Below are 12,856 nucleotides of genomic sequence, written 5' to 3' on the forward strand. Positions count from 1 at the left end.
TTCTCTGACCGATTGATAATCAGAGAAGATGGCTTTTTTCTGTGATAGTATAGAAAGAAACGTCCAAGGGAGGCCGATCACATGAATCATTCACAAGAGAAACACGTGCTGATCTACGGGGATATTTTTGTAGACTATATTGCAACAGATGAAACGAATAAAGAGTTTTCGACGTTCCTTGGCGGCGCAACGGTTAATGTGGCGGCGGGTGTTTCACGTCTTGGCGCTAAATCTTCATTGATCACCGTTTTTGGAGAGGACGAAGACTCCGTATTTGCAGAAAATGAGCTTCGTCATGAAGGTGTCGATTTAACTTTTGCAGTCCGTGTGCCCGAAAAGAAAGTAAATCGCGTTTATGTTCATTTAACGCCGGAGCGCGACCGGGTATTTGCGAATTATGCAGATGACACGCCTAATATCCAGGTGAAGCCGGAAGACTTACAGGAACAGGCTTTCCAAAACGCCTCCATTTTGCATATATGTTCGGGCACCATGTTTCAGCCGACTGCCCATGCAACGACAAAAAAGGCTGTGGAACTGGCAAAAGCAAATGGCGTATATCTTTCATTCGATCCCAATGTGCGGCCGCTGCGCTGGGAAAGTGAAGACATCTGCCGACAGACGATTCTGCCGTTTTTAGAGCAGACAGATCTATTGAAGCTGACGGAGGAAGAGCTGCTTTTCCTGTTTGAAGAGTCCGATGTGGAAAAGGCTTTAGAGCGTCTGGCCGTCTATCAGATCCCTGTAGTTATGATGACGCTTGGGGAGTCGGGGACGCTTGCGATTATTCAAGGGGTGCGCCGGCATGTGGCAGTGGAGCCGATTGAGCCTGTAGATACAACGGGCGCGGGAGATGCGTTCATAGCGGGTGTGCTTCGCGGCCTTCATTTGCATGGCAGACCTGACACCCTGGAAGATATGCTTTCCCACATCCAATTCGGCAATCAAATGGGGGCGCTATGTGCAATGAAGCCAGGTGCCCTGTCCGCCATGCCGCATGCGAATGAACTGGATTGACGCTGCAGATCGTGTGTGTGATCAATGTGCGTGTCGAAGCGCTCATACCCCATCCGCCCGCGCTCATAGTCCGCAGCCAAGCGCTCATAGCTCATCCGCATGCGCTCATAGTCCGCGGCCAAGCGCTCAATCAGGCGGGCTCACCGCTCATAGCCCTCGGTCAACCGCTCATACCTCATCCGCATGCGCTCATAGTCCGCGGCCAAGCGCTCAATCAGGCGGGCTCACCGCTCATAGCCCGCGGTCAAGCGCTCATACCCCATCCGCATGCGCTCATAGCCCGCGGTCAAGCGCTCATACCCCATCCGCATGCGCTCATAACCCGCGGCCAAGCGCTCATACCTCATCCGCCCGCGCTCATAGCCCTCGGCCAACCGCTCATACCTCATCCGCAACCGCTCTAACAGAAGAAAATCGGCAAAATAAAATGAAAAAAATGTACACGTTGCGCCTGTGTACATTTTCTTCATGTCTTCATGAACTGTATCTGATGGTACAAATCTCAGAGACGTCAATTTCCAGCACGCCGGGATCACCGAAAGGCTGGAAGTGTACCAAGTAACTTTTTCGGTCATATTGTAAGTAGTAGCCGTTATGCTGAAACTCTTTTGAATCTTTTAATGTAATCTCAACAGGCGCTCCCATCGTCAAATCCGCCAATATATGAATAATCTTTTTTTCATCATAACAACGCATTTTTCTTGCAGGAATATACGATGAGTCACAATGTCTGCAAGGCCTGAATTTTCTTGATGACATACTAATCTGCACCTCCTTCTCTCTTTAGCGTATGTTGAAAATTGAGAGTGGACTGTGCCGCTTCATTGTATGTTCCAGGGATTTTTAATAAAAATGCGGTCTGCATAGAAGATATAGCGAAATATGTCTTTTGAATCATGCCGTATGATATGATTTGGGAAGCAAAGCAGCGGGAAATATGCTAGAACAGATTAGGGAGTTCATTTCAATATGTACAGACGAACTGGACAGGTGGCTGGTGTGACAGCGCGGCTATTGTAATATGCTATACTTCTCCTAGAAAAGGTGGGAAATGCTATGGAACATAAAAATTCGGAGCGCTTTTTGGTTGCGTATAATCGGATTGATAAAGCACTAATGAAAATCACGGACCTGCCGAGTCATTTCTCTTTTTCCAAGAAAATTGACAGGGCGAAATCGCAAAATGCTGTGGTGGCGCGATATGAAGATGAACTGCGTGAATACGGCAGTTTGCGTAACGCCATTGTACATAACCGGACGGGATTTGATTATGCTATAGCCGAGCCGCATGATGAAATTGTGAAATTAATTGAGAATATTGATGAAAAATTATCGAACCCGGTGACAGTGAAAGATTTATTTTCGAGAAAAGTGCATACTGTGCAGGCGGAAGAATCACTGGCTGCCGGTCTGCGGTTAATCAAAGAGAAAAAGTTCAATCAGCTGCCGATTTATCAAAAAGGGCGATTTATCGGTCTAATTACCGCGAATGGCATTATGAACTGGCTGGCAGATCAAGACAGCGACAGCATTTCCCGGGAAATACCGACATTATTAGATGTATATAATCACGAAAAAAGAAGAAAAACCTATCGTTTCGTCAAAAGCGACATGTCGGTTTATGAAGCAGAGGGCTATTTTAGGAAATCTATTACGTCGGCCCAAGGTCTTGAAGCGCTGTTGATCACGGAACATGGCGGCAAAGATGAAAAATTGATTGGTATTATTACGCCGTTAGATTTATTAAAGCTCGATTTATAATGGAAGGCGGAAAAGGTGAAATTGATGGATGTTGAACATGAAGACTCAGTGTACAAGCCTGCTATTCATTTCCAGGGTGTCTCATTTGAAGCGGGAAATACGAAAATTTTAGAGGACATTACCGGGTCTTTTCCTGCAGAACAAATCACAGTATTAGTCGGACCATCCGGCGCAGGGAAGACGACGTTATTAAAGATGTGCAACGGATTGGTGAGTCCGACAAGCGGGCAAATTTTACTCGAAGGACAGGAAATCGACAAGTTATCTCCTATTGAGCTGCGGCGACAGGCTGGTATGGTGCTGCAGAATTCGCCGATGATTGCGGGAAGCGTCTATGATAATTTGGCATTGCCGCTGCGTCTGCAAGGGAAAACGCTGAGTAAAGAAAGGGCATTGGATATATTGGATCAAGTAGGTCTTGAACAGACGTATTTGGAACGTGACAGCCGAAACTTGTCAGGCGGTCAGCAGCAGAAAGTGTCGATTGCCCGCACACTGCTGAATGAATCGAAAATTTTATTGATGGATGAGATTACATCCGCACTCGATCCGTCTTCATTGAATGAAGTGGAGGACTTAATTTGGAGATTGTATAAAGAGCGGGGGATCACTGTGGTTTGGATCACACATAATCTGGAACAGGCCAAACGCATGGGACAGTATGCATGGATCATGGTGGACGGAAAATTGGTGGAAGCGGGGGAAATATCGGTGCTTGAGCATTCAGATATACCATCAGTTGACCGTTTCTTGAAAGGAGATTTCTCATGAGTACGACTGCCTTATTCCTGACGCTCATTTTTGTGCTCATTCCGCTCGTATTGTCAAAAACACTCGGGCTGCAGCTGGAGAAAGACACTATCATTGCGACAGTCCGTTCCATAGTCCAGCTTGTGGCGGTCGGCTTCGTATTAAAATTCGTTTTCGATTCGGAAAGCTATCTCTTCATTTTCCTGATGGTCGTATTGATTATTGCGGCGGCTGTTCAAAATGCGCGCAAAAAAGGGCAGCAAATTAAAGGAATCACTTGGAAGCTTATTGTGACATTCGTATTTTTGGAAGTCTTGACGCAAGGGATTTTGCTTGGTTTCCATATCGTTCCCGCGACTGCGCAATATATTATTTCATTGACGGGCATGGTGATCGGTAACTCCATGGTGCTGGCGATTTTATTCCTTAATCGCTTTGTGGCTGAAGTGGAAACACACCGTTCAGAAAGTGAATTAATTCTGTCTCTTGGCGGCACGCCGAAGCAGGCGATTCATAAGCAGCTCATCCGTTCTATTCAGGCGAGTATGATTCCGACGATAGAAAGTCAGAAAACGATGGGTCTTGTACAATTGCCCGGTATGATGAGCGGACAGATTATTGCAGGTGCCGATCCGCTTGAAGCGGTGCAGTTTCAGTTATTAGTCATTTTCTTATTGCTGACTACTGCGGCAATGACAAGTGTCTGTTTGGGGCTGCTTTCCTATCCCACACTGTTTAATGAACGGATGCAGATGATTCAGCAGGAAGAGCACTCGAAGTAATTATTTTTCGAGTGCTTTCGATAGGGGATAAATGCCGATACTTTGAACAACGAGTGACAGTAAAACTACCGCAAAACCTAATGAAACTAACGCATCCGCCGACTGATCGGCGGCATCTGCCAAACTGAGCAACAGGAAAATCGACATTGTACCGCGAATGCCGGCCCATGACAGAAGGGCGGCTTTTTTGACGTTCAATAACTTTCGGTACCCTGAAAATAACTGCATCGTTCCCGCAATGACGATAAACCGTGTGATGATCGACACGATGAAAATCCCGATCGCCAGCAGCCAATTGGAGAATGGCAACAGATAGTCTGCCGCTGTGATTCCGATGACTAAAAATAATACAGACAGCAGCCCGGGCTCCGCCACTTCCCAAAATCCGTTTAATGATTCCCTGTGCAGCTCTTCATCATCAGCCCGGCTAAGTTCTCCTGACAGCATAATACCCGCGGCGACCGTCGCAAGTACACCAGAAAACCCGAAAGCTTCCGCTGCATGAAATGCCCCGTATGCGATGATAATGCTGAGAAGCACTTGATTCTCACGGTGTGAAGACAGATGAATCGCTTTACTGACGAGCCAGCCCGCGATGAGTCCGGTTGCAACGCCGCCGACAGATACAGACAAGAATTCCCCGACAAACGGCCAAAACTCAAACTCCTGCTGTTTCGTGAACATCGTCAACAGCACAGTGAACAGCACTACGCTCGTACCGTCATTAATCATCGATTCTCCGTCAACAATTTCAGATACGGAGGGGTCATCCAATGACTTTGCCAATATCGACACGACAGAAACCGGGTCGGTCGGTGTAAGAATCGAAGCAACCAGCAAAGCTCCGACGAGTGAAATCCCGGCATCCGCCCCCATCCAGTATGCGGCAAACCCTAAAATCAGCGCCGTTACAAGCAGCCCGGCCGTACTAAGCGTACCGATAATCCGCGCATGCTTTTTCAGCGACGCCGCAGAGTAGTGATAGGCGGATGCGAACAGCAAGCCGGGCAGGAAAATAGTATAAATCATTTCTTTAGAGACGCTGATAGAAGCAAAGTAGGGAATGAAAGATAATCCGAATCCAATGACTGCCAGAAAGACAGGCAGCGGAAAATTCCGTTGCTTTTTATCGATCGTCATCGCAGCGTATCCGATTGTTAATAAAATTAAGATCTGCACAGCATTCATGCCATCCACACCTTTCTTGATATTCTCTCTCAATGGTTTTATTCCCTTGGTGGAGAGGTTAGAAACGAAAACATCCGTCTTCTTAGCCTAAAACTTTACATAGTACAAAGTATTCATTATGAAAAGTCTATTTGACAATGATTCTCATTATCGATTATAGTAGTAGTAATAAATCTAATTCGATTCATTTCCGGCAGCGATTCATGCAGCAGAGACAAACCATCTCTGTATAAATGGCTTTCGGAATTCCGTCAGCATAAACTGTATATCGTACAAAACCTTGAAAGCAATCTGCCAAAAAATGATTTATTTGAGAGCAGCATGTAAAAGCACACCATTGCTTTGCGAAGCCACTCTTCAAACGCGACCCTCCCTTACTTGCGGACATTCAACAGATTTGCTTTCAAGCCGTTTAATTTGGCTGCTTTCTTTATAGAGAGCAGCTTTTTCTTGTGAAGAAGGAGGGGAGGGTGATGACGACTCTGGCTTTATACGCATTCATCCCCTCCCCGAGCTTCCATAGCACCGATTGCCGCTCATACATTTCGTCAAGCGCTCAATCCATCGCAGCAACCGCTCATAGCTATTGTCTACCGCTCAATCAGCTGGGCTCACCGCTCATAGCCCATGCCGTCGCGCTCATAGTCTCCGTTCAACCGCTCAATCAGCTAGGCTATCCGCTCATAGCCTATGCCCAAGCGCTCATAGTTCCCGTTCAACCGCTCAATCAAGCAGGCTCACCGCTCATAGCCCATGAAGTCGCGCTCATAGCCCATGCCGTCGCGCTCATAGGTCCCGTTCAACCGCTCAATCAGCTAGGCTATCCGCTCATAGTCTCCGCCTAAGCGCTCATACGTCCCGTTCAACCGCTCATACCCCGCAAACATAATCCCCCAAAACCACAAAAAAACCCGCCGCTTCACAAGGAAGCGGCGGGTTCTCACGGTTTAAAACAATAAATGTGCAATACCGGCAATAATAGGCAGCGCAATGATCGTGCGCAACAAGAAAATAATGAGCAAGTCGAAAATGTTCAGGGGAATCTTCGTACCTAAAATCAGTCCGCCGACTTCAGACATGTAAATTAGCTGAATGACCGAGATTGCTGCGATTGTAAACAGCGTGATCGGTGATGTGATTACACCTTCAGCTAAAATAACAGGCAGGAACATATCTGCGAATCCGACGACCATGGTCTGAGCTGCCTCAGACGCTTCAGGTATATGCAGGAAATTCAGCACATATTCAAAAGGCTTTCCGAGAATACGGAAAATGCTTGTGTACTCCGCCATCATTAAAGCGACAGTACCGAATGCCATAACGACCGGTGCTACGCCGAACCACATATCGAGCACATTCTGCATGCCGGCGCGAACGGTCTTCACGACCGAACGCTGCTTGGATGCAGTGTCAAGTGCACTGGTTAACCCCAGTTTAAATACGCTTGTGCCGGGCGGCAGTTTTTCATCATCAGTTGAATACTCCCGGTCGTCGATATACGTATTCTTAATGGAACGTAACGGATAAATTCTTGGCATGATCAGTGCCAGGACCAATCCGGTGAAAAGAACGGTTGCATAAAATGGCAGGAAGTAGTTTCCGAGCCCTACTTTATCGATGATGACCAATGTAAATGTGATCGATACGACCGAGAACGTAGTGGAAATAATCGCCGCTTCACGCTGTGTATAATGACCGTCTTCATACTGCTTGCTAGTCAGCAGGACACCGATTGTTCCGTCTCCAATCCACGAAGCAAGCGCGTCAATGGAAGAGCGTCCGGGCAATTTGAACAGCGGTCGCATAATTTTTACCATCAGCGTACCAAAGAATTCAAGCAAACCAAAATTCAGCAATAAAGGAAGCAGAAATCCTGCAAAGAAGAAGATGCTGAACAGGAATGAAACCAGTCCGTCACCCGCAAGGAGCAGGCCGCCGGTATCTTCACTCCAAATTGCCTCAGTTCCTAATTGATAGACAACCATGACGGCAAACACGGCGCCTATAATCCGGGTAACCGTCCAAAATGGTGTGACTTTAAATAAATTTGTAAAGAATGAAGGCCGTTTCGGATCCTTTGTAACGAATAAATAGAGTACGGATCCAAGTGCCGAAGCGATGATCAAGTACATCATAAGCTGTGGAATAATCGATTCAAGTGAGCCGGCCAGCATATCCGCCAGTTTGGCAATCGGCACTTTCCAGCCCGCTTTAAACGGCAATGGAATCATGAATAATATAATTCCAAGTATGGACGGAATTAAGAACACAAACCATGTGCCGGCAGTATATTTTTTCAAGGTGTTTCGCTCCTTGTATGTAGTCTAGTTGTTGTATATTTATTCATTATACTGTTTACACAGCTGAAGTAAATACTTTAACACAAAATGCAACTTTTCAGTCAGCGGACGTTCCGGATTGAATATGTCTTTACATAAGCATATGATCGGATGAAAGAGTGAGAAGTGGGGGAGAGAGCATGATTGCCGTAATCGGAAGTGCGAATATGGACGTGATTGCAGAAGCGGATCAATTTCCGCTGCAGGGGGAAACCATAAGAGGAAAGAGTTTTCAGACAGCGCCCGGAGGTAAAGGCGCTAATCAGGCGACGGCGTGTGCGCGGCTGGGACAAAGCGTCCGGCTGATCGGTACTGTGGGCTCGGATTCATTTGGAGAAATGATTATAGACAACTTGCAGCAGCAGAAAGTTGACACGTCGGCTGTTCTTCAGGTGGAAGGGCCATCCGGTGTGGCGGTCATTTTATTAACAGAAGGTGATAACCGGATCATTTCTATTCCGGGGGCCAATCATGCACTTACACGCGCGCGGATTGATAGCTTACAGTCTGTCATTCAAGCTAGCCTGCTGGTGATGATGCAACTTGAAATTCCTGCGGAGACGGTGTGGCGGGTACTCGAACTTTGCCGGGTAGCACACGTGCCTGTCATCATGGATCCCGCACCTTCGAGTAGTTTTCAGCTTGATTTCATGCCATACGTGCAGTATTTGACGCCGAATGAAACAGAATGTGCTCAACTGTTCGGCACTTCAATAGAAGAAGCGGTAGCGGCCTATCCGAATCAATTGCTCGTGACGCTCGGCAGTGAAGGTGTTTGTTATCATGACGGTAAGCAGATTGTGCGTGTTCCGGGAATATCTGTGCCCGTCGTGGATACGACAGGCGCGGGGGATACATTTAATGGAGCGCTTGCGAGTCAATTGGTTCAAAAACAAAGCCTGAAGTCTGCCATTCATTTTGCGAATGCGGCTGCTTCATTGGCAGTGGAAAAATTCGGCGCACAGGGCGGTATGCCGAATGAACAGGAAGTGCTTGACAGATTGGCGGATCAGAACGGGTGAAAATGCGATGATACCGCGCACCGGGACAGTCTGAGAATATGCCGGATGGCACGCAACTGTCACCATTTGAATGGAATGTACAGAATCTGACCGTTCCCCCTTTAAATCTTCGAATAAAAGGCGTATGCTATTGCAATAGAGTGGATTATGTGAAAGAAATGGAGGAGGATGTTGGTGGTTTTTGGAGAGAACATCAAAGTCCGTAAACGTATCTTACAGTTGATTGAAGGCTTGACAGATAAGGAGTTTAACGAGACACCATCACATGGCGGCTGGTCCCCAAAGCAGATTGTGGAACATTTAGCATTAATGGAATGCCGGGTTGCTACAAACATCGCGCAAGAACTAAAAAATCCTGACAGTCTGCATGTATTCAAAAAACCGATTGGCGTATCGTCCAGTCCTTTACTCAAAGCGTATTTCTTAGAATACACAGAACCGACAGAAGCGCATCTCTCCATTCCAGAGATAAAAGAGAAGCTGCATGAGTCCAGAAATTTTTTGCTGGATATCTATGAATCTGCAACGGAAACAGAGTTGCGCTGCAAATCACTCAAACATCCGGTTTTTGGTAATGTTCCGCTCATTCAATGGTTCCGTTTCGTCGGCTTCCATGAAAAACGTCATTTACGGCAACTGAAACGTGCTGTCGAGCAAGTGAAATCTGCTTCACGGCCGCTCGTTACATCGTCTAAATAATAAATAGAAAGAACTTGCTGCCTATGCTGGCGCAAGTTCTTTTCTCATTTTACCTTCTATAAGATATACTTTAGCTAACTGTTAAGGGGGAGATAGAATGAATCGTTATCGTTTTGACACACCTGAAAAGCTGCGTGCCTTACTCTGTGAATTGGTCAGCTGGGATAGCCGCACACTGACAGAAGGGGAACGTTTCTTTTCCTGGAAGCTGCAAAATAAGTTAAGCGAACTGACATACTTCACTGAACATCCCGACCAGATCACGCTCCATGATGCAGGTCTTGGACGGCAATCGGTTCATGCCCTATATAAACACCCAGATGCAACAGATACAATTGTGCTGATCAGTCATTTTGATACGGTGCATACCGATGAATACGGAGCGCTTGAACCGCTTGCGTTCTATCCGGAAGAACTGACGAAAAAGCTGACAGAAAACAAAGATTCATTGCCGGAAGCCGCGCGCGCAGATTTGGAATCAGGCAATTATTTATTTGGACGAGGCACGATGGATATGAAAATGGGGCTTGCCCTGCATATTCAGCTGATCGAACGTGCAAGCCTCGAAAAATGGCCAATCAATTTATTGCTGTGCACCGTACCCGACGAAGAAGTGAATTCGGCCGGCATGCGCGCGTCGGTGAAAGAACTTGTGCGTCTGCAGGAGCAGGAGGGCTATCATTATAAACTCTTCCTGAACGGAGAGCCTTCCTTTTCACAGGGCCCTGCGGATACAAAAGAATACATTTATTCCGGAACGATCGGGAAAATCATGCCGTCCGCGTTATTCTACGGCAAGGAAACGCATGTGGGAGAGCCGCTGAAAGGCATCACGGCAGACTATATGGCATCATTTTTAACGCATGCGATGGAATGGAATCCGCTTTTCCGTGAAGTAGACCAGAATGAATCTACTCCCCTTCCGGTGACGCTGATGCAGAGGGACTTGAAGAATCAGTACTCTACACAGACCCCGCAGCGGGCAGCGGCGCTATATAATGTCTTCGTATTCAAACAGACTGCCGCTGAAATTATGGATTTATTCGAACAGGTGGCAAATGAAGCGATGAGTCGATGCAATGAACATTATCAGGCGGTTTGTGATCGTGAATCTGCTGTGCCGATTGGGGAAATCCGTGTGTTGCGTTTTGAAGAGTTGCTGCAATATGCTGTGGGGAAATTGGGAGAGAACGAAGTGCATCGTCTTAAGCAGGAAGTGCTGCTGCAAGACGATCGGGATGACCGGGAGCAGTGCATCCGCATTGTTGATACGCTGATGATGGAGTGTCAGGAACTAGGTCCGGCAACCGTTCTGTTCTATGCCCCGCCGTATTACCCGGCAGTCAATTCATCGCAGGATCCGCTGGTTATCGAGTCGATCGAGTTTTTGCAGGAGCGGGCGCAGATGTTTGATCTGACGCTTGATCAGGTGCATTATTTTAATGGGATTTGTGATTTGAGCTATGTGCATTATAAGGATGAGGCGAGTCATTGGAAGGCGTTTGCGGATAATACGCCGGTGTATGGTGCGACGTATGAGATTCCGTTTGAGGATATGCGGAAGCTGACGGCGCCGGTTTTGAACGTGGGGCCGTTCGGCAAGGATGCGCATCAGAAGACGGAGCGCCTGCATATTGAGAGTGCTTTTAAGGAGATGCCTGTGTTGCTGGAGCAGCTGGTGAAGAAGCTGGCGGGGATGCAGCATCAGCCTAAGTCTAGATAAGGTGTTCCAGCAATGGTGTTGGGTCGTTGCTCGACTTTTTGTCGGGGGTTGTAGTTAGTTAGTGTCCGCTTTTTGGACCCGCGCCGGCACGTGGGGGATTGCCTTTCGTCATGAGCCAGCAGGCGAAAGTGCGCGCCAGTTGTCTCATGACTTCGGCCGACCCCGCAGTTGTGCCTGCGCTGATAAGTGGGAGCTATCCAGGTTGCTGTTTAAAAGAGGTGGAGACCAGTGAATCCTATGTTGTTCTGGCGATGGTGTTGGGTCGTTGCTCGACTTTTTGTCGGGGGTTGTAGTTAGTTAGTGTCCGCTTTTTGGACCCGCGCCGGCACGTGGGGGATTGCCTTTCGTCATGAGCCAGCTGGCGAAAGTGCGCGCCAGTTGTCTCATGACTTCGGCCGACCCCGCAGTTGTGCCTGCGCTGCTGAGTGGGAGCAAGCCAGGTTACTTTTTTAAAAGAGAAGAAGTGCAGCGACAGGCAGACGACTGGTGTATGCTCTGGCAAATGACGTGTCATATTCTGCTTCCTCCTAACTGAACGGAGGCGCCTTACAAGCGGTAGGCGTAGCGATGAGACAGCCAGGCGCACTTCCTGTCTGGCTCATTGCGTAGCCATCCGCCAGCGCCGCAGTGTGTTCAATGCCGTTCTGTCTCTGGTTTTAGTGTCGTTGCTCGACTCATTGTCGGGTGTTGGAGTTTGCAAGTGTCCTCTCTTCGGACCCGCGCCGGCACGTGGGGGATTGCCTTTCGTCATGAGCCAGCTGGCGAAGAGCGTGCCAGTTGTCTCATGACTTCGGCCGACCCCGCAGTTGTGCCTGCGCTGCTGAGTGGGAGCAAGCCAGGTTACTTTTTTAAAAGAGAAGAAGTGCAGTGACTGGTTGCCGACTGGCGTGTGCTTTAGCAAAAGCAGTGTCATTTTCGCTACCCCTTACTGAACGGAGGCGCCTCCCAAGCGGTCGGCGTAGAGATGAGACAGCCAGGTGCACTTCCTGTCTGGCTTATTGCGTAGCCATCCGCCAGCGCCGCAGTGTGTTCAATGCTGTTCTGTCTCTGGTTTTAGTGTCGTTGCTCGACTCATTGTCGGGTGTTGGTGTTAGCAAGTGTCCTCTCTTCGGACCCGCGCCGGCACGTGGGGGATTGCCTTTCGTCATGAGCCAGCTGGCGAAAATCGTGCCAGTTGTCTCATGACTTCGGCCGACCCCGCAGTTGTGCCTGCGCTGCTGAGTGGAAGCAAGCCAGGTTACTTTTTTAAAAGAGAAGAAGTGCAGTGACTGGCAGACGACTTGCGTATGCTTTGGCAAATGAAGTGTCATATTCTGCTTCCCCCTAACTGAACGGAGGCGCCTTACAAGCGGTAGGCGTAGCGATGAGACAGCCAGGCGCACTTCCTGTCTGGCTCATTGCGGAAGCCATCCGCAAGCGCCGCAGTGAGTCCAATGCCGTTTCGCTTCACTTATCACAAAAACGTCAGACGATGTAATCCAGTCGTGATGCAAAAGAGCAAAATCCCTCTGCGCAGCATGTGCCCCTCATCTTTCAAAACCAAAAGCCCAAGTGACTTCCACTTACTGAACGAAG

11 protein-coding genes are annotated in these 12,856 nt (G+C 48.1%); 7 read left to right on the plus strand and 4 right to left on the minus strand.

Annotated elements, in window-relative coordinates; translation table 11 throughout:
- The first annotated feature begins 81 nt into the window (after positions 1-81).
- Positions 82-1,017 (plus strand): carbohydrate kinase family protein, encoded by a 936-nt coding sequence (locus SporoP33_RS12290; RefSeq protein WP_081243980.1) that lies wholly within the window; start codon positions 82-84, stop codon positions 1,015-1,017.
- 224 nt (positions 1,018-1,241) lie between these two features.
- Here SporoP33_RS12290 and SporoP33_RS16110 read toward each other — a convergent pair whose 3' ends face one another.
- Positions 1,242-1,487 carry a hypothetical protein gene (locus SporoP33_RS16110; protein ID WP_155961361.1) on the minus strand — a complete coding sequence of 82 codons (246 nt, stop codon included), beginning with the start codon at positions 1,485-1,487 and terminating at the stop codon, positions 1,242-1,244.
- Between the two features lie 4 nt (positions 1,488-1,491).
- Positions 1,492-1,776, minus strand: a complete 285-nt coding sequence (locus SporoP33_RS12300; protein WP_081243982.1) for a hypothetical protein — start codon at positions 1,774-1,776, stop codon at positions 1,492-1,494.
- Positions 1,777-2,073: 297 nt separating this feature from the next.
- Here SporoP33_RS12300 and SporoP33_RS12305 point away from each other — a divergent pair, with 297 nt between their 5' ends.
- Genes SporoP33_RS12305 through fetB form a run of 3 tightly spaced genes read left to right on the plus strand, consistent with a single transcriptional unit; the run spans position 2,074 to position 4,310 of the window.
- The gene (locus SporoP33_RS12305; protein WP_081243983.1) at positions 2,074-2,778 is read left to right on the plus strand and encodes a CBS domain-containing protein; all 705 of its coding nucleotides are present in this window, start codon (positions 2,074-2,076) and stop codon (positions 2,776-2,778) included.
- A 24-nt stretch (positions 2,779-2,802) separates the two neighbouring features.
- Positions 2,803-3,549 carry an ABC transporter ATP-binding protein gene (locus tag SporoP33_RS12310; RefSeq protein ID WP_081243984.1) on the plus strand — a complete coding sequence of 249 codons (747 nt, stop codon included), beginning with the start codon at positions 2,803-2,805 and terminating at the stop codon, positions 3,547-3,549.
- Complete coding sequence (fetB, locus tag SporoP33_RS12315; protein ID WP_081243985.1) at positions 3,546-4,310, plus strand: ABC transporter permease; 765 nt, start codon at positions 3,546-3,548, stop codon at positions 4,308-4,310. The genes SporoP33_RS12310 and fetB overlap by 4 nt, the downstream gene beginning before the upstream one ends.
- Here the strand turns inward: fetB and SporoP33_RS12320 are convergent, their stop codons facing one another.
- Together SporoP33_RS12320 and SporoP33_RS12330 are read right to left on the minus strand one after the other, a co-directional pair.
- Positions 4,311-5,531 carry a cation:proton antiporter gene (locus SporoP33_RS12320; RefSeq protein ID WP_369821932.1) on the minus strand — a complete coding sequence of 407 codons (1,221 nt, stop codon included), beginning with the start codon at positions 5,529-5,531 and terminating at the stop codon, positions 4,311-4,313.
- 914 nt (positions 5,532-6,445) lie between these two features.
- Positions 6,446-7,798 carry a YjiH family protein gene (locus tag SporoP33_RS12330; RefSeq protein WP_081243987.1) on the minus strand — a complete coding sequence of 451 codons (1,353 nt, stop codon included), beginning with the start codon at positions 7,796-7,798 and terminating at the stop codon, positions 6,446-6,448.
- A 179-nt stretch (positions 7,799-7,977) separates the two neighbouring features.
- Here SporoP33_RS12330 and rbsK point away from each other — a divergent pair, with 179 nt between their 5' ends.
- The 3 genes from rbsK to SporoP33_RS12345 all read left to right on the plus strand — a co-directional run bounded on the left by rbsK (position 7,978) and on the right by SporoP33_RS12345 (position 11,281).
- Positions 7,978-8,859 (plus strand): ribokinase, encoded by an 882-nt coding sequence (rbsK, locus tag SporoP33_RS12335; protein WP_081243988.1) that lies wholly within the window; start codon positions 7,978-7,980, stop codon positions 8,857-8,859.
- 168 nt (positions 8,860-9,027) lie between these two features.
- On the plus strand, positions 9,028-9,558 hold the full coding sequence (locus SporoP33_RS12340) for a DinB family protein (RefSeq protein WP_081243989.1): 531 nt from the start codon (positions 9,028-9,030) through the stop codon (positions 9,556-9,558).
- A gap of 97 nt (positions 9,559-9,655) precedes the next feature.
- A complete protein-coding gene (locus SporoP33_RS12345) occupies positions 9,656-11,281 on the plus strand; it encodes a M20/M25/M40 family metallo-hydrolase (protein ID WP_081243990.1) in 1,626 nt (541 codons plus the stop codon).
- Positions 11,282-12,856: the final 1,575 nt, after the last annotated feature.

Source organism: Sporosarcina sp. P33 (assembly GCF_002077155.1).
GTDB lineage: Bacteria > Bacillota > Bacilli > Bacillales_A > Planococcaceae > Sporosarcina.

Excerpts from the sequence above, each read along its gene's own strand:
- SporoP33_RS12345 (WP_081243990.1), top strand. The coding sequence starts at position 9,656 with ATGAATCGTTATCGTTTTGACACACCTGAAAAGCTGCGTGCCTTACTC.
- SporoP33_RS12290 (WP_081243980.1), top strand. The coding sequence starts at position 82 with ATGAATCATTCACAAGAGAAACACGTGCTGATCTACGGGGATATTTTT.
- SporoP33_RS16110 (WP_155961361.1), bottom strand. The coding sequence starts at position 1,487 with ATGAAGAAAATGTACACAGGCGCAACGTGTACATTTTTTTCATTTTAT.
- SporoP33_RS12340 (WP_081243989.1), top strand. The coding sequence starts at position 9,028 with ATGTTGGTGGTTTTTGGAGAGAACATCAAAGTCCGTAAACGTATCTTA.
- SporoP33_RS12305 (WP_081243983.1), top strand. The coding sequence starts at position 2,074 with ATGGAACATAAAAATTCGGAGCGCTTTTTGGTTGCGTATAATCGGATT.
- fetB (WP_081243985.1), top strand. The coding sequence starts at position 3,546 with ATGAGTACGACTGCCTTATTCCTGACGCTCATTTTTGTGCTCATTCCG.
- rbsK (WP_081243988.1), top strand. The coding sequence starts at position 7,978 with ATGATTGCCGTAATCGGAAGTGCGAATATGGACGTGATTGCAGAAGCG.
- SporoP33_RS12300 (WP_081243982.1), bottom strand. The coding sequence starts at position 1,776 with ATGTCATCAAGAAAATTCAGGCCTTGCAGACATTGTGACTCATCGTAT.
- SporoP33_RS12310 (WP_081243984.1), top strand. The coding sequence starts at position 2,803 with ATGGATGTTGAACATGAAGACTCAGTGTACAAGCCTGCTATTCATTTC.